The organism is Aeromicrobium sp. SP1, assembly GCF_055663785.1.
The window spans coordinates 155,430-177,883 of record NZ_JBQVVK010000001.1; the positions used below are offsets into that span (position 1 = coordinate 155,430).

A 22,454-nucleotide genomic window follows, 5' to 3' on the forward strand; every position below is an offset into this window, starting at 1 on the left:
CACGGGACTGACCCCCCCACGACGCGTCCCGGGAGCCCCCCCTCCCGGGACGCGTCCGTTCGCGCAGCGAGATCGCCGCTCCCGGCGAGGGCTCGTACGGCACCATGGACGCATGGCCACCGCCCGCACGACCGACGCCGCCGCCCTGGCGCTCGAGTACGGCGACCGGTTGATCCTGGGCACCGTGCGCGACGTCCACGCGGCCGTCGCGGCGCGCGCGTTCCGGGCCACGCGCCTCATCGGCAGCCGGGCTCCGGAGTCGGTGCACGATGCGATCGCCTCGTCGATCTACGGCACGATCTCCGGCGCGCTGCGCCTCTCGGGATCGGCCGCCCGTGCGCTGGCCGAACGGGGGATCGGCGCGCCCGTCGACGACTCGCGCCTCGGCCGCCAGGTGCGCGCCGCGGTCAACGGGCTGATCGGCGACGAGCTCCGTCTGCTCGGGGACCCGCACGCGATCACGATGTCGCTGCGCCGCGACGGGGTCGACGTCCCGGCGGGACGCTGGCAGCTGCGTCAGGCCTATCCCGATGCCACGAGCCACCTCGTGGTGTTCGTGCACGGCCTGTGCGAGAGCGACGAGGCGTGGGAGCTGGGCCGGCGCGATCGCGCGACCTACGCCCAGCGCATCGCCGCAGAGACCGACGGCACCCCCGTCATGGTCCGGTACAACACGGGCCTGCACGTCTCCGAGAACGGACAGCACCTCGACGAGCTGCTGGAGCAGGTCGTGGGGATGTGGCCCGTCGCCGTCGAGCGCGTGACGCTCGTCGGGCACTCGATGGGCGGGCTCGTCGTCCGGGCCGCCACGAACCGGGCCACGGTCGCCGGACACCAGTGGATGCACCGGGTCGGCGACGTCGTGTGCCTGGGCACGCCGCACGCGGGGGCCAACCTCGAGAAGGCGGCGCACCTGGGCTCGCGGATGCTGCGCATCTGGCCGCAGTCGCGGCCGTTCGGGTCGATCCTGGACTCGCGCTCCGCGGGCATCGTCGACCTGCGCCACGGCTACATCACCGCCGACGAGTGGGAGGGCCAGGACCTCACGGCGCGCTGGGGCCTCGACCGGATCGCGGCGGCCCCGTTGCCGCACGCGGAGTACCACTTCGTCGCGGCGACGATCGGTGCGACGCAGCGACACCCGTTCAGCGCGGTGCTCGGCGACCTCATCGTGCACTTCTCCTCGGCCTCGGGGATCGGCCGGCGCGGCCCCGTCGTCGAGAACGCACAGCTGGAGTACCTGCCGTCGGCGCACCACCTCGCGCTGCTCAACCACCCGCGGGTGGGCGACTGGCTCATCACGTGGATCCGCTCGCGGCCTCGTCGCACGAGGTCGATCGAGGCGCGCTGACGCCGACCAGCGCTGTTAGCCTGCGCGTGTGTCTGACGTCGAAGCCGCCCGGCCCGGATTCTGGGGCCGTCCCACCGTGCCGAAGGCCCTGCTGGTCATCGTCGTGTACCTGGCCTTCTATCTCCTGGTCGGTCTGGCCGTCAGCCGCCTGTTCGGCGGTCTGATCGACGACGACGATCCACTCGCGGACTTCTCCACGATCCTGTTCGGCACGGCGCTGCCGATCGCGATCGGGGGCGCGGCGCTCCTGTGGTTCACGCGCAGTCAGGGCTGGACGTCCCGGATCTTCGGTCGGCAGCCGGTCCCCGGCCGCCGGTGGATGTGGGCGGCGCCCGTCCTCGTGCTGGCCGCGATCGTCGGGCACGTCGTGGCGACCGACTGGGGCCGATGGGATGCCGGGCAGCTGGCGGCGCTGGTCGTGCTGGGCGTCTGCGTCGGCTTCACCGAGGAGCTCGCCACCCGAGGCATCGTGGTCACGATGGTCCGGGACGCGGGCCACGGCGAGCGGGTCGTCGCGGCCGTGTCGTCGGTGACGTTCGCGCTCATGCACACGGTGAACCTGATCTCGGGCATGGCGGCCACGACGGTGCTGGCCACGGTGGTGTACACCCTCGGATTCGGCGCCTGCATGTACCTGTCGATGAGGGTGACCGGCACGATCTGGGTGGCGATCGTCCTGCACGGACTCACCGATCCCACGAGCTTCCTCGCTGCCGGAGGCGTGGACGAGGCGGTGGCGACACAGACCGGGGGCGGCGCGACGCTGGCTCTCCTGGCGACCTTCCTCGTCATCGCGTTCGGGATCGTCTCGCTGTTCTTCGTCCGCGGCCACGCCTCCGCGAAGGCCGCGCCCCACTGACCTGCGCGGCGACCCGCTCGCCCGCGCACTTCGTGACACTTCAAGTGTCACGATCGGTTAGGCTGCCGCGAAGGCACCACCGACCTAGGAGACGACAGTGGCCAACCGCGAGGAGATCTCGGCGTCGATCGAGATCGCCGCACCCCCGGAGCGCGTGTGGGCGCTCGTCAGCGACCCGCAGCGGATGCCGGACTGGAGTCCGCAGTGCCGCAAGATGATCGTCCGCGGCAAGGGTCCGGTCGGCGTCGGGACGACGACGATCAACATCAACCGTCGGGGCATCCTGTTCTGGCCGACCCGGGCCAAGGTCAAGGAGTTCGTCCCGAACGAGCGCTTCGCGTTCAAGATCGCCGAGAACGGCACGGTCTGGACCTACGAGCTGGAGCCGACCGAGGCCGGCACGCGGCTCACCGAGAGCCGGCGCACGCCGAACGGCGTCTCGGACCTGTCCAACTTCCTGACGAAGAACGTCCTGGGCGGCACCGACAACTTCGAGGGCGAGCTCGAGCTCGGCATCAAGCAGACGCTCGCGCGGATCAAGAACGCCGCCGAGGCCGCCTGATGGCGCGTACCCAGGTCGCCCCGCTGGAGACCTCGGCACTCGTCGACGCCTCGCCCGAGGCCGTGTGGGACGTGCTCAAGGACCAGACCCGGATGCGGGTCTGGAGCCCCGAGACGTTCAGGCAGTGGTTCTACCCGAAGCGGCTCAGCCACGGCCAGGTGAGCATCAACCTCAACCGCCGCAAGCTCTTCGTGTGGCCCACCTTCAGCCGGTACGTCGACGTCGCGCGACCGTTCCGACTCGCGTTCCACGTCTACGGCCCGGCCGCGCGCTGGAGCTACAAGCTCGTCGCCGAGGACGGCGGCACGCGGCTGTGGCTGCGCCGTGACCTGAAGAACGGCCGGCCGACGTGGCTGAGCCTCATCGTCGCGACGCTCGCCCTCGGCGGGCCGAAGGGTCACGACGTCGAGCTGCTCGAGGGCATGGACCGCACCCTCGCGGCCATCAAGCGCGAGACCGAGGCGCAAGTCCTCACCTCATGACCGAACCGGGCCCGGCGCAGGGGCCCCGCGATGTGTAGCGCTGTCCACCGCTGACGGACCGATCTGGCCCGATTCGGGTGGACAGCGCTACACATCTCGTCCGCCGGAGGCGGACTATCCGACTGGACTGTCAGGCGTTCGTCGGGAAGCCCAGGTTGAGGCCGCCGTGGCTGGGGTCGAGCCAGCGGCTCGTGATGACCTTGGCGCGGGTGAAGAAGTGCACGCCCTCGGTGCCGTGGGCGTGGGTGTCGCCGAAGAGGGAGTTCTTCCAGCCGCCGAACGAGTAGTAGGCCATCGGCACGGGGACGGGCACGTTGACGCCGATCATGCCGACCTCGATCTCGTTGGAGAACTGGCGGGCCGCGCCGCCGTCGTTCGTGAAGATCGCGGTGCCGTTGCCGTACGGGTTGGCGTTGATCAGGTCGACGGCCTCGTCGTAGGTGTCGACGCGCAGCACCGCGAGCACGGGACCGAAGATCTCGTCGGTGTAGATGCTCATGTCGGTCGAGACGTGGTCGAACAGGGTGGGGCCGACGAAGAAGCCCTCGCCGTCGGCGTCCGGGACGACCTTGCGGCCGTCGACGACGACCGTGGCGCCCGAGGCCTCGCCCGCGTCGACGTAGCCCGAGACGCGCTGCTGGGCGTCCTTGGTCACGAGCGGGCCCATGTCGCAGCCGCGACGGCCGTCGCCGGTGCGCAGCGTCTCCGTGCGGACCCGGATCTTGTCGACGAGCTCATCGGCGATGTCGCCGACCGCGATGCAGGCGCTGATCGCCATGCAGCGCTCGCCGGCCGAGCCGAAGCCCGCGTTGACGGCCTGGTCGGCGGCCAGGTCGAGGTCGGCGTCGGGCAGCACGACCATGTGGTTCTTCGCGCCGCCGAGCGCCTGGACGCGCTTGCCGTGGCTCGTGCCCGTCTCGTAGACGTACTTGGCGATCGGGGTGGAGCCGACGAAGGACACGGACGCGATGTCCGGGTGGGTCAGCAGACCGTCGACGGCGACCTTGTCGCCCTGGACGACGTTGAAGACGCCGTCGGGCAGACCGGCCTCCTTCCACAGCTCGGCCATCCACACGGCGGCCGTGGGGACCTTCTCGCTGGGCTTGAGCACGACCGTGTTGCCGGTCGCGATCGCGAGCGGGAAGAACCACATCGGGACCATGGCCGGGAAGTTGAACGGGCTGATGATCGCGACCGGGCCGAGCGGCTGGCGCGCGGAGTGCACGTCGACCTTCGTCGAGGCGTTCTCGGTGAAGCCGCCCTTGAGCAGGTGCGGGATGCCGCACGCGAACTCGACGACCTCCTGACCGCGGGCGACCTCGCCCGCGGCGTCGGAGAGCACCTTGCCGTGCTCGGACGTGATGATCGCGGCCAGCTCGGGGGCGCGGGCGTTCAGCAGCTCGCGGAACGCGAAGAGGATCTGCACGCGGCGGGCCAGCGACGTGTCACGCCAGCCGGGGAAGGCCGCCTTGGCCGCGGCGACGGCCGCGTCGACGTCCTCGGCGGCCGCGAACGCGACCTGCGCCGACACGGCGCCGGTCGCGGGGTCGGTGACGTCACCGAACCGTCCGCTCGTGCCGTCGTGCGGGGCGCCGTTGATCCAGTGGGAGACGGTGGTGGCCATGGGGATGTTCCTCTCGGGTGCTGCGTGGGTTCAGTCGACGGGGGTGATCAGGGGGCGCTGCTCGGTCTTGTGCTGCTCGTACTCCTTGCGGGCCAGCTGGGTCGACTCGAGGGTCGACACCTCGCTGACCGGCACGTCCCACCAGGACTCGGAGGACGGGGAGAACGACAGCGGGTCGGTCTCGACGTGGATGACGGTGCTCGAGTCCGCGGCCTTCGCGGCGCGGACGGCATCGGCGAACTGCTCGACCGTCGTGGTCCGCACGACGTGCATGCCCAGGCTCTCGGCGTTTGCGGCCAGGTCGACCGGGAGCCGGTCGCCGTCGAGCCGGCCGGACGACGAGCGCCGCCGGTACCGGGTGCCGAAGCGCTGCGAGCCGAGCGACTCCGAGAGCGCGCCGATCGACGCGAAGCCGTGGTTCTGGACGAGGATGACGATGATCTTGACGTCCTCCTGGACGGCCGTGACGAGCTCGGTCGCCATCATCAGGTACGAGCCGTCGCCGACCATGACGAACACGTCACGGTCGGGCTCGGCCAGGGCGACGCCGATGCCGCCGGCGACCTCGTAGCCCATGCAGGAGTAGCCGTACTCGACGTGGTACCCCTTCGCATCGCGCGTGCGCCACAGCTTGTGCAGGTCGCCGGGCATCGAGCCGGCGGCGCACAGGACGACGTCGCGCGGGTCGGACAGCTCGTTGACGAGCCCGATGACCTCGCTCTGCGTCGGCAGGCCGTTCGCGCCCGCGTTCGGCGTCGCGGGGGAGTAGGCGGCCTCGACGGTCGCGTCCCACGCCGCGTTCAGCTCGGCGATCCTGGCCGTGTAGCCGTCGTCGACGTGGTGGCCGTCGAGCGCGGAGGCCAGCGCGTCGAGGGTGTCGCGGGCGTCGGCCTGGACCGCGACACCGGCGTGCTTCGTCGTGTCGAGTCCGGCCACGTTGACGTTCACGAACCGGACGTCGGGGTCCTGGAATGCCGTGCGGCTGGCGGTCGTGAAGTCCTCCCAGCGCGTTCCGACCCCGATCACGAGATCGGCCTCGCGGGCGATCGCGGTGGCCGCGGTGGTGCCGGTGGAGCCCATCGCGCCGAGGCAGCTCGCGTGGTCGAACGGCAGCGTGCCCTTGCCGGCCTGCGTCTGGGCGACGGGGATGCCGGTCGCGTCGCACAACGCGGCGAGGGCCGCGGAGGCGCCGGAGTAGTGGACGCCGCCACCGGCGACGACGAGGGGGCGCTCGGCGGAGCGGACCAGCTCGGCGACCCGCTCGACGAGCACGGCCTCGGGCTGCGGACGGCCGATGCGCCACGTGCGCTCGGCGAACAGCTCGACGGGCCAGTCGTGGGCCTGCGCCTGTACGTCCTGCGGCAGGCACAGCGTCACCGCGCCGGTCTCGGCCGGGTCGGTCAGCACGCGCATCGCGGCGAGCAGCGCGGACGGCAGCTGCTCCGGCCGCCAGATCCGGTCGAAGTACCGCGACACGGGACGGAACGTGTCGTTCACCGTCACGTCGCCGCTGTGCGGCACCTCCAGCTCCTGCAGCAGCGGCGACGCCGCGCGGTCGGCGAACGTGTCGCCCGCCAGCAGCAGGACGGGCAGCCGGTTGATCGTGGCGAGCGCGGCACCGGTGACCATGTTGGTCGCGCCGGGGCCGACGCTCGAGGTCACGGCCCACATCTGCGTACGGTCCTTCGCCTTCGCGTAGGCCACCGCGCTGTGCACCATCGCCTGCTCGTTGCGGCCGAGGACGTACGGCAGCAGGTCGGGATCCTCCAGCTCGGCCTGCAGCAACGCCTGGCCGATGCCGGCGACGTTGCCGTGTCCGAAGATGCCGAAGCAGCCGGCGAACATCCTCTGCCGGACGCCGTCGCGCTCGGTGGACTGGGCGCCGAGGAAGCGCACGAGCGCCTGCGCGACGGTCAGACGGACGGTCTCGGTCATCACTGGCCTCCGGTCAGTCGGGGATCGACGGTTTGGTCGGCCCAGGTGTCGCGCACCCAGGCCTGCTCGGGATGGTCGGAGATGAGCCAGGCCCGCTCGGGCCCGGGACCGGCCATGACGTTGAGGTAGTAGAGATCGAAGCCGGGCGCGGCCATGCACGGACCGTGCCAGCCGTACGGCACCAGCACCGCGTCGCGATCGCGCACCTCGTGCAGGACGTCGATCTCGCCGGCGGCCGAGCTGCTCGTGCGGTGGTAGCCGATGCCCGGCTGGTCGTCCGGCCCGGAGGCGACCTCGAAGTAGTAGATCTCCTCGAGCTCGGACTCGTGCTCGCCGGCCTCGTCGTGCTTGTGCGCGGGATAGCTCGACCAGTTGCCGCCCGGCGTGATGACCTCGCACGCGATGATGCGGTCGGCCTCGAAGACCCCCACGGTCGCGAAGTTGCGCACCTGGCGACTGCTCGAGCCGGCTCCACGCAGTTCCACGGGGACGTCCGCCGCGGGAACGTGGCGGAAGGGCAGGCGCGCCTCGGACCGCGCTCCGCACAGCGCGAACCGGCCACCCTCGGCCGAGCGCAGCGTCGCGGTCGATCCGACCGGCAGGTAGGCGAAGTCGGTCGGGCCGGCAAACACGTCGGTGCGTCCGGCCAGCGAGATCGTTCGACCCTCACACGTCACGTCGACGGCGCCGGTCAGCGGCACGACGAGAACCTCGTCCCCTCCGGTGGCGACCTCGTGGGTGGCGCCGGGGGAGAGGGTCAACGTCCACAGGCTCGAGTGTGTCCAGCCGGCCGACTCCGGCGTGATCGCGAGGTCGAAGTCGCCCTGCGTCCCCTTTCCGGCGGGGACCACCCAGTCGGGCGAGGTCATCGGATCATCCCGACGGCCGTGTCGACGGCCGCCGCCACGTCGCCGTCGGCGGGGAAGAGCATGCTGCGGCCCACGATGAGACCCACGACCGACGGCAGCGCGACGGCCTTGCTCCAGTTCGCGTACGTCTGGTCCGGATCGGCCTGGACCTCGCCGCCGAGCAGCAGGGTCGGCATCGTCGTCGCGGCCATGACGCGCTCCATGTCGTCGACGACCGGCAGCTTCATCCACGTGTGGGCGCTGGGCGAGCCGAGTCCCTGGGTGATCGCGATCGACCGGATCACGGCCTCCGGCGACAGGTCGTTGACGACCTTGCCGTCACGGCGGCTGCTGAGGAACGGCTCGACCATCGCGATCAGCTCCGCGCGGTTGAGCTCGGAGACGGCGCGGGCGCAGGACTCCAGCGTCCGGACCGTGAGCGGATCGTCGAGGTCGATGCGGGTCAGCATCTTGGCACCCTCGGCACGCATCGCGATCGTCTGCTCGACGTCGTAGCCGGTCATCCGGTCGTCGAGCTCCCAGGCGGACCCCGTGAGCCCGCCACGGTTCAGCGACGTGAAGACGAGCTTGTCCTCCAGTGCGCCGAGCAGCAGCAGGTCGTCGAGGACGTCCGCCGTGCCCAGGACGCCGTCGACGCCCGGGCGGGCCAGCGCCGTGAGCAGCCGGCCGAGCAGCTCCTGCCGGTCGCCCATCGCGAGCGGATCGGAGCCCACGCTGATCGCGCCGCGGGCGGGGTGGTCGCAGGCCACGATCATCATGCGCTCGTCGGTCGTGAACAGCGGCCGGCGCGAGCGCGTCGCCCAGAGCCGGGCGACCCGGCCGGGATCGGTGATCCGGATGCGCCGCAGCTCGGCGATGTCCTGGGCGAACTCGCTCATCTCGCGGTGTCCTCTCGGAAGTGCTGGTCGACGAGGGCGTCGATCTCGGCCTGGGTGGGCATCGCGGTCGAGCACTCGAGCCGGGTCGCGACGAGTGCGCCGGCCGCGTTGGCATTGCGCAGCAGCCGTTCGAGCGGAAGCCCGGCGAGCAGTCCGTGGCACAGGGACCCGCCGAAGCTGTCCCCGGCGCCGAGCCCGTTGAGCGGGGTGACGGGAATCGGGGGTGACTCCACGCGCTCGGTGCGCGTCTTGGCCAGGACGCCCTTGGGCCCCTGCTTGACGATCGCGAGCTCGACGCCGGCGTCCAGCAGGGCGTCGGCCGCGCGGTCGGGGTCGGTCTCGCCGACGGCGACCTCGCACTCCTCGCGGTTGCCGACCGCGACGGTGACCTGCGACAGGATCTTCTGGACCTCGCGCGTGGCGTCCTCGGCGGACTGCCAGAACATCGGCCGGTAGTCGAGGTCGAGGACGGTGTGCGTCTTCGAGTCGCGAGCGGCCAGCGCGGCCAGCTGCGTCTCGCGGATCGGGCTCTCGCTCATCCCCGTGGTGGTGACCCACAGCAGGTCGGCGTCACGGACGAGGTCGAGATCGAGCTGGTCCGGCGTGATCTGCATGTCCGGCGCGCTCGGGCGGCGGTAGAAGTAGAGCGGGAAGTCGTCCGGCGGGAAGATCTCGCAGAACGTGACCGGCGTCGGCAGGTCCGGGTGCACGACGACCTGCGAGTCGTCGACGCCGAGGTCGCGCAGCGCACGCCGCACGAACCGGCCGAACGGATCGTCGCCGACCCCCGTGATCGCCGTGACGCGGTGCCCGAGGCGGGCGGCCGCGACCGCGACGTTCGCCGTGGTGCCGCCGAGGAACTTGCCGAAGCTCGTCACGTCCTCCAGGCCCACGCCCACCTGCTGGGGGTACACGTCGACCCCGGCTCGGCCGAGGGTGACCACCTCGAAGGGGGGAGTCCGGTCCGTCATGGCGCCTCTTCTCTGTGTCCGACCGCGTGTGGCCTGTGCCACATCTCGACGGTAGGTGGAGGCACGGCGACGTGTCAATAGTATGTCATGACATTCTGACTAACAAGTCGTTGAAGACTCGCAGTGTCAGCGGTCGACGAGCGTCAATTCGAAGGCGTACAGGTCGGGGCGGTAGGCGTGGCTGCCGTACTCGACCGTGCGCCCGGCGCTGTCGTACCCGGTGCGCGCCATCGTGAGCAGGGGGGCGTTGCGGGTCTCGCCGAGCAGCTTGGCGTCGCTCGCGGTGGCCCGTCGGGCGCCGATCCGCTGCTTCGCGACCCGGATCGTGATCCCGCGCTGGCGCAGGAAGTCGTACAGGCCGGTCGTCGTGAAGTCGACCTCGTCGAGCGGGGCGACGGAGGCGGGGACCACGTTGTGCATGAGGGCCAGCGGCTTGTCGCCGGCGAGCCGGAGCCGGTGCAGGTCCCACACCGGCTCGCCGGTGGCGATCTGCAACTCGTGCGCCGTCTCCTCGTCGACCGCGATGAGCTCGAGCGACAGCACCTGCGTGCTCGGGCTCTTGCCCGCCGCGGCCAGGTCGTCGTTGAGGCTCGTCAGCTCGACAGACCGATTGATCCGGCCCTGGACGACCTGAGTGCCCACGCCGCGCTTGCGCACGAGCATGCCCTTGTCGACGAGCACCTGGATCGCCTGGCGCATCGTCGGGCGCGAGAGGCCCAGCTCGGTGGCCATCGCGATCTCGTTGTCGAGTCGATCGCCGGGAGCGATGCGGCCGTCGAGGACCGCGCGCTCGAGTTGTTCGGCGACCTGGAAGTACAGGGGGACCGGGCTCGATCGGTCGAGTCGGATCAGGGCACTGGCGGCTGGCATGGGGGCAGCGTACCTGACAAATGACTAGTTTGACAGGACGTAAGTATGTCCTGATAAAGGGTTGACATGGTTTCGTGATCTGGGCCACACTGCCGTTGTAGGGAGTTTGTCACGACAAACACCGCCAAGTCACGGAGGACGAACATGAAGAGACTGAAGGTCGCAGGGGCGGTGGTCCTGGCGAGTGCCTTGCTGGCCGCCTGCTCGGGCACAGGCCAGGACGAAGACAAGACGGAGAGTCTGGACCTCAAGTACGCGGTCATCACCCACTCCGGTCCGGGCGACGCCTTCTGGGATCGGGTCAAGTCGGGTGCCGAGAAGGCTGGCGACGACTACGGCGCGGACGTCGAGTACAGCAACGATCCCGACCCGGCGAAGCAGTCGCAGCTGATCGACGGCGCGGTCGCCGACAAGGTCGACGGCATCGTCGTCTCGATGGCCAACCCCGATGGCCTCGAGGACAGCATCAAGAAGGCCGTCGCGGCGGGCATCCCCGTCGTCACGATCAACTCCGGCATCGACCGCTGGCAGGAGTTCGGCGCGATCACCCACATCGGCCAGTCCGAGACCATCGCCGGCGCGGCGGTGGGCGAGAAGCTCAAGGGCGAAGGCCTCAAGAAGGGCATCTGCGTCATCCAGGAGGCCGGCAACGTGGGCCTCGAGGAGCGGTGCAAGGCCGCCGCGGGCACCTTCGGCGGGACGATGGAGAACCTGCAGGTCGACGGCACCGACGACAACGCGGTGCAGGCGACGATCACGTCCAAGCTGCAGTCGGACAAGAGCATCGACACGGTGCTGACGCTCGGCGGCCAGTACGCGATCGACGCCGTCGCAGGCGTCGAGGCGTCAGGCAGCAGCGCGAAGGTCGCGACGTTCGACCTGAGCGAGGACGTCGTCTCCGACATCGAGGACGGCAAGATCCTGTTCGCCGTCGACCAACAGCCCTACGTCCAGGGATTCCTGGGCGTGACGACGCTCTACCTCAAGAGCATCAACGGAAATGACGTCGGAGGTGGACAGCCGATCAACTCCGGCCCCGCCTTCGTCACGAAGGACAATGCCGCCGACGTCGCGAAGTTCGCGGCGGAGGGCACCCGCTGATCGCCGTGGGGCGGGACCCGCTCGGGTCCCGCCCTACGACGTCGAAAGGACGTTCCACCATGGCCACCGCCACTCCCGCGGTCGACGAACGCGTCGCGACCACGTCGCCACTGACTCGGCTGCTCAAACGACCCGAGATCGGCGCCCTCGTCGCTGCGATCGTGATCTTCATCTTCTTCTCCGTGACCACCGAGGTGTTCGCCACCCCCGCGGGCGCCAGCACGTGGCTGCGCGGCGCCTCGACGATCGGCATCATGGCCGTCGCGGTCGCGATGCTCATGATCGGTGGTGAGTTCGACCTCTCGGCCGGTGCGATCACCGGCTTCACGGGCCTCATCGTCGGCGTCCTCACGACCGAGTACGGCGTGAACATCTGGGTGGCGATCGTCCTGTCCCTCGTGCTGGCACTGCTCGTCGGTGCCGCCAACGGCGTGCTCGTCATGAAGACGGGACTCCCGAGCTTCATCGTCACGCTGGGCACCTTCTTCGTGCTGCAGGGCATCGACCTGGCGGGCACGAAGGCGCTCATCGGGCAGGTCGCGATTCAGGGCATGACCGACGTGCCCTTCTACGCGCAGCCGAAGAAGCTGTTCGGATCGTCCGTCGAGATCGGCGGGCTCACGCTCTACGCGTCGGTGTTCTGGTGGATCGGCGTCACCCTCGTGGCGACCTGGGTCCTGCTGCGCACGCGCGGCGGCAACTGGATCTTCGCCGTCGGCGGCGCCCAGCAGTCCTCGCGCCAGGTCGGCGTCCCGGTGTTCCGCACCAAGGTCTACCTCTTCATGACGACCGCGGCGGCCGGTTGGCTCGTCGGCATGCTCCTGCTGTTCACGACGTCGACGGTGCAGTCCAACACCGGCGTCGGCCAGGAGTTCATCTACATCATCTGCGCCGTCGTCGGCGGCTGCCTGCTCACGGGTGGCTACGGATCGGCGATCGGCGCGGCCCTCGGTGCCCTGATCTACGGCATGGTCAACCAGGGCATCGTCTACTCGGGCTGGGACAACAACTGGCTCCGCGCCTTCCTCGGCATCATGCTGCTGGGCGCGGTGCTCCTCAATGAATGGGTTCGCAAGCGGGCGGAGACGGCACGATGAGCACCACGACGAGCAATGAGACGTCGACCACGGCCCCGCGGGGCACTGCGGTCCTCGAGGTCCGCGACATCGGCAAGCGCTACGGGAACATCATCGCGCTCCAGGGCGTGTCGACCTCGGTCCGCGCCGGCGAGGTGACGTGCGTCCTGGGTGACAACGGTGCCGGCAAGAGCACCTTCATCAAGATCCTCGCCGGAGCGCACCACCACTCCGACGGCGAGTTGCTGGTCGACGGCGAGCCGACGACGTTCAACTCGCCCCGTGAGGCGCTCGACGCGGGGATCGCCACGGTCTACCAGGACCTCGCGGTCGTGCCGCTCATGCCGGTGTGGCGCAACTTCTTCCTCGGCAGCGAGGTCTCGAAGGGCGCGGGTCCGTTCAAGCGGCTCGACATGGACTTCATGAAGGCGACGACGAAGCAGGAACTGGCCGACATGGGCATCGACCTGCGTGACGTCGAGCAGCCGATCGGCACGCTGTCGGGCGGTGAGCGCCAGTGTGTCGCGATCGCCCGCGCCGTGTTCTTCGGTGCTCGGGTGCTCATCCTCGACGAGCCGACCGCGGCCCTGGGCGTCAAGCAGTCCGGCGTCGTGCTGAAGTACATCGCCAAGGCGCGCGAGCGTGGTCTGGGCGTCGTGTTCATCACGCACAACCCGCACCACGCCTACCCGGTCGGCGACCGGTTCATGCTGCTGCGTCGCGGCAAGTCGATGGGTGACTACCCGAAGGCCGAGCTGAGCCTCGAGGACCTCACGTCGATGATGGCCGGCGGGGCCGAGCTGGAGTCGCTCGCGCACGAGCTCGCGCAGACGATGGGCGACACGAATCCCATCGTGGAGGACCTCAAGGCGGAGGTCGAGGCCACGGAGGGTCACGCGGGATGAGCCGCGACTCCGCCCTGCGGGTCGGTGTCGTCGGGTTCGGCTGGATGGGCAAGGTGCACTCGCGTGCGCTGACCCGGCTCCTCCAGCACTACCCGGACAGCCCGCTGCGACCCCGCCTGGTCGCCGTCGCCGACCCGTCGCTCGATGCCTCGGGTCGGGCCACGGCCGAGGCGTACGGGTTCACCGACTTCCACGACGACTGGCGTGACCTCGTCGCCCGCGACGACCTCGACCTGGTCTGCGTCACGGGTCCGAACTTCATCCACCGGGACGTCGGCGTCGCGGTCGCGCAGTCCGGGAAGCACCTGTGGATCGAGAAGCCGGCGGGCCGGTCGAGCGCCGAGACGAGCGAGATCGCCGACGCCGTCGACGCGGCCGGCGTGCAGTCGGCCGCCGGGTTCAACTACCGGAACGCGCCCGCCGTCGAGCGGGCCAGGGAGCTGGTCGCCGCCGGTCGCATCGGCCGCGTCGAGCACACGACGGTCCGGTTCGTCTCGGACTATGCCGCCCATCCGGACGGTGCCCTCTCGTGGCGGTTCGACAACGCCTTCGCGGGCAGCGGCGTGCTGGGCGACCTGGTCAGCCACGCGGCGGACCTGGCGCGGTACGTCGTCGGCGACCTCGCCGAGCTGGTCGTCGACCGGGCCACGTTCATCACCGAGCGGCCGCAGGCGCGCGCGGGCGCGATGCACTACGAGCGGGGCTCGGGCGAGCTCGGTCCCGTCGGCAACGAGGACTACGTCAACGCGCTCGTGCGCTTCGCCGACGGGTCCCGCGGGATCCTCGAGTCGAGCCGGGTCGCGGTCGGCGAGCAGAACAACTACGGCATCGAGGTGCACGGCACGACCGGCGCGGTCGCGTGGAACTTCCAGCGACTCGGCGAGCTGCGCACGTGCTTCGCCGAGGACTACCAGGACGCGCCGTGGCGGACGGAGTTCGTCACGCCCGCGTCCGGCGAGCTGGGCGCGTTCCAGCCCGGGGCCGCCAACCCGATGGGCTTCGACGACCTCAAGGTCATCGAGGCGCACCGGCTGGTGCAGACGATCGCCCTGCAGGACGAGGGCGGGGGCAAGCCGGTGGGCGCGACGATCCATGACGCCGTCGCGGCGGCACGAACACTCGACGCGATGGTCGCGTCGACCGAGAGCAGGGGATGGGTGACGTTGTGAGCAGGCTCAGGGTGGGTGTGGTCGGTGCCGGGGCGATGGGCGCCTCGCACGTCGGAACACTGGGGACCACGGTCCCGGCGGCCGAGTTGGTGTCGGTCTTCGACATGGACACCGAACGGGCGAAGTCCGTCGCGGCGCAGTTCGGTGCGACCGCCGCGGACTCGCCGGAGGCGCTGATCGCCGAGGTCGACGCGCTCGTCGTCGCCTCGCCGGACTTCACGCACGCCGACCTCGCGGTGGCGGCGATCGAGGCCGGCAAGCACGTCCTGTGCGAGAAGCCGCTCGCGGTCACGGCCGAGGACGCGCGCCGCGTCGTCGACGCCGAGGTGGCGGCCGGTCGCCGGTTCGTGCAGGTCGGGTTCAACCGCCGGTTCGACCCGGGCTTCCGCTCGCTCAAGGGCTCCATCGACGACGGGACGCTGGGTGACGTGCGCCTCGTGCACGGGATCCACCGCAACGCCTCGAACGCCACGAGCACCGACGATGCGGGGCTCGTGACCGGTTCGATGATCCACGAGTTCGACACGTTCCGGTGGCTGCTCGAGGACGACATCGTCGGCATCCGGGTTGAGTCGCCGATCACCGAGGGCTTCCGCGATCCGCAGCTCGCCACGATCTGGATGCGCGGCGGCCAGCTGATCACGGCCGAGGTGTTCGTCAACGCGGGCTACGGCTACGACGTGCGCGTCGAGGTCGTCGGCAGCGGCGGGTCCGCGTCGCTCGAGCCGCGCAACCCCGTGGTGGCTCGGGTCAACGGTGCCGCCGCGTCGTCGGTGGGCTCGGACTTCGTCGCCCACTTCATCGAGTCCTACCGGCTCGAGCTGTCGGCGTGGGCCGACGCCGCCCTGCGCGGCGAGGTCGTCGGAGCGAGCGCGTGGGACGGCTACGTCGCCAACCTCGTCGCCGAGGCCGGCGTCCGCGCTCTGCGCTCCGGTGAGCGGCAGTCGATCGACGTCCCCGACCGCCCCGACCTCTACGCCTGACCCGCGCGCGCCACTCGCGGGACGGTGTGCGCCACTCGCCGAAAGGAATCGCATGACCTTCACACTGGCCGTCTGCTCGGAGATGGTGTTCCTTGACGAGACACACCTCGACCGGGTCCGACGCATCCACGACGCCGGGTTCGCCAACGAGATCTGGGACTGGACCACGAAGGACGCCCGCGCGCTCAAGGCCACCGGCGCGACCTTCACCTCGATGACGGGCTACGTCACCGGCGACCTGATCACTCCCGAGGGCGCCGACGACCTGCTGCGCACCGCCGAGGAGTCGATTCCGTTCGCGCAGGCGATCGCGTGTCCGTCGCTCAACATCCACGGCACGGGCCTGGGGGAGGGCGGCCTGCCGGTGAAGCCGGTCGAGCACGTCACGGGCGGCATGTGGCTCGCCGCGCTGCGCACCCTCGAGCGTGTCGCCGACCTGGCCGAGCGCCACGGCGTCACGTACGTGATCGAGAACCTCAACACCGCGGTCGACCACCCCGGCACGCCGTTCGCCCGGGCCGAGGACACCCTCGCCCTCGTCCGCGCGGTCGGCAGTCCGCACCTGAAGCTGAACCTCGACCTCTACCACGCCCAGATCGGCGAGGGGAACCTCGTCGAGCTCATCCGGGCGTGCGCGCCGTACCTGGGCGAGGTCCAGGTCGCGGACGTCCCCGGCCGCTGCGAGCCCGGCACCGGCGAGGTCAACTGGCCCTTCGTCGCCCGCGCGCTGGCCGACGCCGGCTACGACGGAGTCGTGGCGATGGAGGCGTGGGCCAGCGGTGACAGCGACGTCGCACTCGAGCGCTTCCGCGAGGCCTTCACGGTCTGAACGAGCTCGGCTGGTTGTAGGGCGTGACGACCTGGACGTGCGAGGGCACGGTGCTCGGTACGCCCGGCAGGGCACGGTGCGCCTGCAGCACGAGACGGCACGCCCGGCGGGCGTCGGCGCGCAGGTCGTGGTGCAGGACCCAGCCGATCCGTCGCGTCCGCAACAGCACGGTGTTGTCGTCGTCGAGGTCGTGGGCGACGAACACGCGCGGTGTCGAGCCGGCGCGTCGGAACGCGTCCAGCGTCGCGACGTTCCCGCCGCCGACGGAGTAGACGGCGTCCACGTCGGGGCGAGTCGTCAGGGCGTCGGAGACCAGCTCGAACGTCGTCGCGTCGAGACCGTCGGTGCCCGTCAGGTCGACCACCGGGCGCCCCGGCTCCATCACCGCGAGCGCCTCGACGAACCCGGTCACCCGCTGCTCCTCGCCACGGAACTCGCGCCGGCTGAGGGTCACGAGGACCGGCGCCGTCGATCCCGGCGAGCCCTGCGAGACGAGGTACGCGGCCGTCGCGCCGGCGGCCCGGTTGTCGATGCCGACGTACGCGCGGCGAGCGCTCTCCGGCAGGTCGGTCACGAGGGTGATCACGGGGATCCCGGCCGCCGCGAGCGCCGCGACCTCGGCGACGACGTCGGGATGGTCGGGCGCCTTCAGCAGCACGCCGTGCGATCCCTTGGCGCGCACCCGCCTCAACGCGGTGACCATCGCGGCCGGATCGGCCTCCTCCCGGACGTGGAAGCGCACGCGCACCGCGGCGGGCCGCAGCCCCGGCAGCTCCGCCTCGACGGCGGCGCGGACGGCATCGCTGAACCGGTGCGGGGCCTGCATCACGAGGTCGATCAGGAAGGTCCGTCCGACGAGCCGCAACTGGGTGGACTGTCGGTCGAGCTCGGCGATGGCCCGCTCGACCTCGGCGACGGTGGCGGCCCGGACGCCGGGGCGCTCGTGCAGCACGCGGTCGACCGTGGCCTCGCTGAGCCCGCTCTGCTGGGCGATCTCGCGAACCTTGTGGCGGTGCGGCATCCGGACCTCCGGCGGCAGGTGACGCGGGTCACGATGAGGTGTTTTTGAGGGGTTCTGCCCCATCCGATCGTCTCATGGCGCTCCTAGCGTGGAGGTACGGAACCACCCACCCCGCAGGAGCACTCCCATGAGCCTCACCGCCACCACCCGACCGGGCCGCCTCACGCCCGAGGACGTCCGCCTGGCCGACTTCGTCGAGGTCGTCTCGACGGCGACCGACCCCGACGACTACCGCTACGCCGACCGCATCGAGCAGGGCGTCGTCGTCTACGACTCCGCCGAGCTGCGGGGCGCCACGTCCACGCCCGACGGCCTCGACGCGGTGCGGACCGAACTCGTCCACGCCCTCACCGAGGGCCCGGGCATCGTCGTCCTGAAGGGGGCATGGACCGACCCCACCGTCGTCGACCGCGCGTCGGCGACGTTCGAGCAGATCATCGCCGAGGAGAAGGCCGCCGGCGGCCAGCACGGCGACCACTTCGCGAAGCCCGGCGCCAACGACCGGATCTGGAACGCGCTCGAGAAGCTCGCCGTCGCCGATCCGCAGACGTTCGTCGACTACTACGCCAACGACATGCTCGAGCTCGTCTCGACCGCGTGGCTGGGCCCCGGCTACCAGGTCACGTCGCAGGTGAACGTGGTCCGTCCCGGCGGCGTCGCCCAGGACCCGCACCGCGACTACCACCTCGGATTCCTGTCCGACGAGGTCACCGCGCGGTACCCGGCGCACGTGCACGTGCTGTCGCCCGTGCTGACGCTGCAGGGCGCCGTCGCGCACGCCGACATGCCCGTCGAGAGCGGACCGACGCTCTACCTGCCGCACTCGCAGAAGTACGTCCCCGGCTACCTCGCGTGGCGCCGGCCGGAGTTCCGCGAGTACTTCGCCGAGCACCACGTCCAGCTGCCGCTGGCGAAGGGGGACGCCGTCTTCTTCAACCCTGCCCTGTTCCACGGCGCCGGGACCAACGTGTCGGCCGACATCCAGCGCGTCGCCAACCTGCTGCAGGTCTCCTCGGCGTTCGGTCGCGCCATGGAGGCCGTGGACCGTGCCCGCACGGCGTCGGTCGTCTATCCGGTCCTGCTGGAGCGCCAGGCGGCCGGCTGGTCCGATGCCGACCTGCACCGCGTCATCGCGGCGGCGGCGGAGGGCTATCCGTTCCCGACGAACCTCGACCTCGACCAGCCGGTCGACGGCCTCACGCCGCTCGCGCAGACCGAGCTGCTCACGCAGGCGCTCGCCGACCGCCTGACCCCCGACGAGGTCGCCTCGGCGTTGACGGACTACGCCGACCGGCGTCGGACGGAGTCCTGACGTGGCGCTGCTCGACGACCGAGTCGTCCTCGTCTCCGGTGGCACCCAGGGCGTCGGCCTGGCCATCGCCCGCGCTGCTCTCGCCGAGGGCGCGCGGGTGGTGGTCACGGGCCGGCGGTCCGACGTCGGCGAGCGTGCTGCCCGTGAGTTGTCCGCCGGCGGTGGCGACGCGCGCTTCGTCGCGTGCGACGTGGCCGACGTGGCGGCCTGCCGGACCGCCGTCGACACGACCGTGGCCGTGCACGGTCGGGTCGACGGCCTCGTCAACGCCGCCGGGTTCACGGAGCGGGGCTCGATGCTCGACACGACGCCGGAGATGTTCGAACGCCACGTCGCGGTCAACCTGCGTGGCCCGTTCTTCCTCATGCAGGGCGTGATCGCGGACCTGGTGGATCGCGGAGCGCCGGGCTCGATCGTCAACATCATCACGATGAGCTCGCACGGCGGCCAGCCCCACCTCGCGCCCTACGCGGCGACGAAGGCCGGGCTGGCGGGGCTCACGCGCAACGCCGCGCATGCGCATCGGTTCGACCGCATCCGGGTCAACGGCGTCAACATCGGCTGGACCGACTCCGCGGGGGAGGACGAGATCCAGCGTCGCTTCCACGCCGCCGGGGACGACTGGCGCGAGCGGGCGGCCGAGACGCTTCCCGCGGGCCGGCTCGCCACCCCGGAGGACGTCACGAGCCTGGTCGTGCTGCTGCTGAGCGACGCCAGCGGCGTCGTCACGGGCTCGGTGATCGACTGGGACCAGACCGTCCCGGGCGCCCACGACTGAGCGCCGGCCGGACACACGAAGGGCCCGGATCCGAGAGGATCCGGGCCTTCGCGTCACCCAGGAGGGAGGGAGGGTGATGTCAGAGGAGGCTCGTGAGGAACTCGAGCGAGGCGCGCACGTCGGCCTTCGGGCCCTCGCCGGTCGGCTGGGCCGCCAGCTTGAGGTCCTGCTCGAGGACGTACCAGCCGGCGTAGTCGGCGGCCTCCATGAGGCCGACGAGCTCGGCGATCGGGACATCGCCCTGGCCGAGCGGGCGGAACATCCCGGCGGCGACCGCGTCGCCGAACGGTCGGACGCCCGCGAGCACCTCGCCCGCCAGCGTCGCGTCGACGTCCTTGAGGTGCGCGTGGACGATGCGGTCCGGGTGGGCGCGCACGATCGCGACCGGGTCGGCGCCGCCGACCATGAGGTGTCCGGTGTCGACGCACAGGCCGATCGTCGACTCGGCGAGCACGCGCTCGACCTCGGCGGCGGTCTGCACCATCGTGCCGACGTGCGGATGGATCGAGGCGGTGACGCCGCGTGAGGCCGCGTGCTCGCCCAGCATGCTGAGGTGGTCGAGCATCGTCTTCCACTGGACCTCGTCGAGCGTGGGGCGCGTGTCATAGCCGTCGGAGCCGGTGGCGGCCGCGAGGACGACCGAGTCGCCGCCCGACGCGAGCAGGGCGTCGATGAAGCGATCGACCTCGGGTCGCGGATCGTGTGCCGGGTCGTGGAGCACGACGGGCAGGAAGCCGCCGACGGCACCCAGGTCGAAGGAGGCGAGCGTGTCGGCCTTGCCCTCGGGCGTGTCCGGGAGGAATCCGTCGGGGCCGAACTCCGTGGCCTGCACGCCGAGGTCGCGCATGTCGGCGAGGACCTGCTCGGGGGTGAGCTGGAATCCCCAGCCGGGGACCTCGCTGACCCCCCACGAGATCGGGGCGGCGGCGATGCGGGCGTGCGACATGGAGACCTCCGGTAGCTGTGACGTGCGTCTCCAGTGTCGCCAGCGGTTGACCTATTGTCAAGACATACGGACGAAGAGCTCCGACGGTCTACATCCCGCGGATCTGCACCCGCACGTCCTGGGTGCGGTACTCGCCCTGGACGCCGACGATGCGATCGAGGAGGACGGGGTAGTACGGCTGAAGCTCCTCGCGGAACCAGTCGCTGGGCCGGAGTTCGAATCGGCCGGAGCGCAGCCGGTCCACGGTGTAGCCGGCGGATATGGACGTGTAGGGATCGTAGAAGGAGGAATCGTCGAATCGGTCCAGGTACGTGATGCCCGGGAAGTCGTTCCAGACCGGTGCGTCGAGGCCCTGCGGCGTGACCAGTCGACCACGGGTGACGCCGCCGACTGGACCGAGCGTCGCGGACAGCGTCCGGTTCGAGGTGCCCATCCGTACGACCGTCGTCGCGGCCAGTCGGCCGTCTGGCCCGAGTGTGCGGAGGGTGTAGTCGCCGCTCGCGAGTTCGGTGAAGACTGCCTCGGTGACGCCGTCGTACGTGAAGCCCCGCAGGTCGAGGGCGCCGGAGGCGTTCCCCAGCCTGATCTCCGTGCCCGGCGGAGCCTTCACGGTGAGCCGCGCGTACCCGGCACGAGGGCTCAGCCGGCGGACCTTCCGCACGACGCCCTTGCGAACTTTCACCACGACCGTGTCCGTGCGGACCCGCTCGTAGTCCACGCCGCGTCGTTGCGCGGTGAGGCGGTACGTCCCGGGCTTCAGACCGGTCAGCCGGTAGCGCCCGGCCTTGTCCGGAACGACGCTCGCCATCGTCCGCCCGTCGCGCTTGAGGACGACGTGCACGAGCTTTGACCATCCGGCGACCCGCCGAAGATCGACCGATCCCGTGATGCCGCCGCGTTGGGCGGGACGCAGGGTGAAGCCGACCTTCACCGCTGCCGTCTCCGACGTGATCCGCACCCGCTTGGTCGTGATCGGCAGGTTCTGCACGCGGTTCGACAGACCTGTCGTGAGGACGTACGAGCGGTCGCGGGGGAGCCGAGCGAACGAGTATCTGCCCTTGCTGTCCGTCCTGGCATGACGCTCCTGCGTGGCGGACGAGTCCGTTCCCGGCTCCGTGAGGCGGACGGCCACGCCACCACGCGGTCGGCCGCCCTGGCGCACCACGCCGGACACGGAGTTGGCGCGGGCTGCCAGCGCCACGCGCGTCGTCGCTCCTGCCGAGACGCGCACGACGCGGGTCGACCATCCCCCGGTGAGTCGGTAGACCCCCGGCGCCAGGCCGCCGACGGTGAACCGGCCGTTCGTCACGGCGATCCGCGCGAGCAGCCCGGGGTCGATCCGTCGAGGGTCGTCGAGCGGCCTGGAGTCACTCAGGGTGACGCTACGCACGAGTGGCGCTGTCCCGCTGATCCGCCCCGGCGCGGCGAGTTTCACTTCGCCCAGGTCACGAGGTTCCCCGATGTCGGTGAAGGCGCGGGGTTGTTGGATCAGTCCGAAGGACGGGCCCGTGGGCCCCACGTACATCTTCAGCAGGCTCGCCGACGAGGCAGCACGGCAACGGCCGCCCGACTGTTGGCACAACTGGACCAGTCGCGGTCCGGAGGAATCCGGAACCGGAAGTGAGAAGCGACCGTCCGCGAGTGTGGTGGTCTGCGCGACGGTGGTGGGACGGCGCGATCCGTCGCTCAGGTCCAGCGCCGTGACCAGGAGCCCGGCCACCGGGCGGCCGTCGGGACCGAGAGCCCGCCCGTGAAACGACGTGTCGGACGCGAATGCCGGCGCGGTCAGGTTCGTGAGGAGGACGGCGACCGTCGCGAGAACAGCGCTACTGAGGGCCCCGAGACGTGACATGGCGAGAGCCTATCCGGCGCCGTGGCCCGTGTACGCCGATGGCGAACACGGGGCACTGTCACGTGTCTGCGTCCGATCCGC

21 protein-coding genes are annotated in these 22,454 nt (G+C 70.8%); 12 read left to right on the plus strand and 9 right to left on the minus strand.

The features are described 5' to 3' along the window. Positions 1-112: 112 nt before the first annotated feature. The 4 genes from ACT26F_RS00715 to ACT26F_RS00730 all read left to right on the plus strand — a co-directional run bounded on the left by ACT26F_RS00715 (position 113) and on the right by ACT26F_RS00730 (position 3,254). Positions 113-1,351, plus strand: coding sequence for an esterase/lipase family protein (locus tag ACT26F_RS00715; RefSeq protein ID WP_471668551.1), 1,239 nt, complete (start codon positions 113-115; stop codon positions 1,349-1,351). A gap of 28 nt (positions 1,352-1,379) precedes the next feature. Further along, a complete protein-coding gene (locus tag ACT26F_RS00720) occupies positions 1,380-2,210 on the plus strand; it encodes a CPBP family intramembrane glutamic endopeptidase (RefSeq protein WP_471668552.1) in 831 nt (276 codons plus the stop codon). Positions 2,211-2,307: 97 nt separating this feature from the next. Next, positions 2,308-2,772 carry an SRPBCC family protein gene (locus ACT26F_RS00725; RefSeq protein WP_471668553.1) on the plus strand — a complete coding sequence of 155 codons (465 nt, stop codon included), beginning with the start codon at positions 2,308-2,310 and terminating at the stop codon, positions 2,770-2,772. After that, positions 2,772-3,254, plus strand: coding sequence for an SRPBCC family protein (locus tag ACT26F_RS00730; protein ID WP_471668554.1), 483 nt, complete (start codon positions 2,772-2,774; stop codon positions 3,252-3,254). The genes ACT26F_RS00725 and ACT26F_RS00730 overlap by 1 nt, the downstream gene beginning before the upstream one ends. Before the next feature lie 130 nt (positions 3,255-3,384). On the opposite strand, the gene ACT26F_RS00735 is transcribed toward ACT26F_RS00730, so the two are convergent. The 6 genes from ACT26F_RS00735 to ACT26F_RS00760 all read right to left on the minus strand — a co-directional run bounded on the left by ACT26F_RS00735 (position 3,385) and on the right by ACT26F_RS00760 (position 10,401). Beyond that, on the minus strand, positions 3,385-4,878 hold the full coding sequence (locus ACT26F_RS00735; RefSeq protein ID WP_471668555.1) for a CoA-acylating methylmalonate-semialdehyde dehydrogenase: 1,494 nt from the start codon (positions 4,876-4,878) through the stop codon (positions 3,385-3,387). 30 nt (positions 4,879-4,908) lie between these two features. Next, positions 4,909-6,813: a 3D-(3,5/4)-trihydroxycyclohexane-1,2-dione acylhydrolase (decyclizing) gene (gene iolD, locus ACT26F_RS00740; protein ID WP_471668556.1), complete on the minus strand. Its 1,905-nt coding sequence runs from the start codon at positions 6,811-6,813 to the stop codon at positions 4,909-4,911. Beyond that, positions 6,813-7,682 carry a 5-deoxy-glucuronate isomerase gene (gene iolB, locus ACT26F_RS00745; RefSeq protein ID WP_471668557.1) on the minus strand — a complete coding sequence of 290 codons (870 nt, stop codon included), beginning with the start codon at positions 7,680-7,682 and terminating at the stop codon, positions 6,813-6,815. The genes iolD and iolB overlap by 1 nt, the downstream gene beginning before the upstream one ends. Further along, entirely contained in the window at positions 7,679-8,560 is an 882-nt protein-coding gene (locus ACT26F_RS00750) for a Cgl0159 family (beta/alpha)8-fold protein (protein WP_471668558.1), read from the minus strand. Before ACT26F_RS00750 ends, iolB begins: the two co-directional genes overlap by 4 nt. Continuing rightward, positions 8,557-9,531, minus strand: coding sequence for a 5-dehydro-2-deoxygluconokinase (gene iolC / locus ACT26F_RS00755; RefSeq protein WP_471668559.1), 975 nt, complete (start codon positions 9,529-9,531; stop codon positions 8,557-8,559). Before iolC ends, ACT26F_RS00750 begins: the two co-directional genes overlap by 4 nt. Before the next feature lie 126 nt (positions 9,532-9,657). Beyond that, on the minus strand, positions 9,658-10,401 hold the full coding sequence (locus ACT26F_RS00760) for a GntR family transcriptional regulator (protein ID WP_471668560.1): 744 nt from the start codon (positions 10,399-10,401) through the stop codon (positions 9,658-9,660). Between the two features lie 144 nt (positions 10,402-10,545). On the opposite strand from ACT26F_RS00760, the gene ACT26F_RS00765 reads away from it, so the two are divergent. The 6 genes from ACT26F_RS00765 to ACT26F_RS00790 are packed head-to-tail and all read left to right on the plus strand — an operon-like array spanning position 10,546 to position 16,464. Next, positions 10,546-11,502, plus strand: a complete 957-nt coding sequence (locus ACT26F_RS00765; protein ID WP_471668561.1) for a sugar ABC transporter substrate-binding protein — start codon at positions 10,546-10,548, stop codon at positions 11,500-11,502. 59 nt (positions 11,503-11,561) lie between these two features. Continuing rightward, positions 11,562-12,599 carry an ABC transporter permease gene (locus ACT26F_RS00770; protein WP_471668562.1) on the plus strand — a complete coding sequence of 346 codons (1,038 nt, stop codon included), beginning with the start codon at positions 11,562-11,564 and terminating at the stop codon, positions 12,597-12,599. After that, the gene (locus ACT26F_RS00775; RefSeq protein ID WP_471668563.1) at positions 12,596-13,483 is read left to right on the plus strand and encodes an ATP-binding cassette domain-containing protein; all 888 of its coding nucleotides are present in this window, start codon (positions 12,596-12,598) and stop codon (positions 13,481-13,483) included. Before ACT26F_RS00770 ends, ACT26F_RS00775 begins: the two co-directional genes overlap by 4 nt. Further along, on the plus strand, positions 13,480-14,652 hold the full coding sequence (locus ACT26F_RS00780; RefSeq protein WP_471668564.1) for a Gfo/Idh/MocA family protein: 1,173 nt from the start codon (positions 13,480-13,482) through the stop codon (positions 14,650-14,652). Before ACT26F_RS00775 ends, ACT26F_RS00780 begins: the two co-directional genes overlap by 4 nt. Further along, positions 14,649-15,635, plus strand: coding sequence for a Gfo/Idh/MocA family oxidoreductase (locus tag ACT26F_RS00785; RefSeq protein WP_471668565.1), 987 nt, complete (start codon positions 14,649-14,651; stop codon positions 15,633-15,635). Before ACT26F_RS00780 ends, ACT26F_RS00785 begins: the two co-directional genes overlap by 4 nt. 52 nt (positions 15,636-15,687) lie before the next feature. Continuing rightward, the gene (locus ACT26F_RS00790) at positions 15,688-16,464 is read left to right on the plus strand and encodes a TIM barrel protein (protein WP_471668566.1); all 777 of its coding nucleotides are present in this window, start codon (positions 15,688-15,690) and stop codon (positions 16,462-16,464) included. On the opposite strand, the gene ACT26F_RS00795 is transcribed toward ACT26F_RS00790, so the two are convergent. Next, positions 16,454-17,485, minus strand: a complete 1,032-nt coding sequence (locus tag ACT26F_RS00795) for a LacI family DNA-binding transcriptional regulator (RefSeq protein ID WP_471668567.1) — start codon at positions 17,483-17,485, stop codon at positions 16,454-16,456. The two genes, ACT26F_RS00790 and ACT26F_RS00795, sit on opposite strands and share 11 nt — an antisense overlap. 127 nt (positions 17,486-17,612) lie before the next feature. Here ACT26F_RS00795 and ACT26F_RS00800 point away from each other — a divergent pair, with 127 nt between their 5' ends. Further along, positions 17,613-18,797, plus strand: coding sequence for a phytanoyl-CoA dioxygenase family protein (locus tag ACT26F_RS00800; protein ID WP_471668568.1), 1,185 nt, complete (start codon positions 17,613-17,615; stop codon positions 18,795-18,797). 1 nt (position 18,798) lies between these two features. Next, positions 18,799-19,575 (plus strand): SDR family oxidoreductase, encoded by a 777-nt coding sequence (locus tag ACT26F_RS00805; protein ID WP_471668569.1) that lies wholly within the window; start codon positions 18,799-18,801, stop codon positions 19,573-19,575. A gap of 79 nt (positions 19,576-19,654) precedes the next feature. Here ACT26F_RS00805 and ACT26F_RS00810 read toward each other — a convergent pair whose 3' ends face one another. Both ACT26F_RS00810 and ACT26F_RS00815 read right to left on the minus strand, forming a co-directional pair. After that, positions 19,655-20,521: a sugar phosphate isomerase/epimerase family protein gene (locus ACT26F_RS00810; protein WP_471668570.1), complete on the minus strand. Its 867-nt coding sequence runs from the start codon at positions 20,519-20,521 to the stop codon at positions 19,655-19,657. Positions 20,522-20,609: 88 nt separating this feature from the next. Next, positions 20,610-21,911, minus strand: a complete 1,302-nt coding sequence (locus ACT26F_RS00815; RefSeq protein WP_471668571.1) for an MSCRAMM family protein — start codon at positions 21,909-21,911, stop codon at positions 20,610-20,612. Positions 21,912-22,454: the final 543 nt, after the last annotated feature.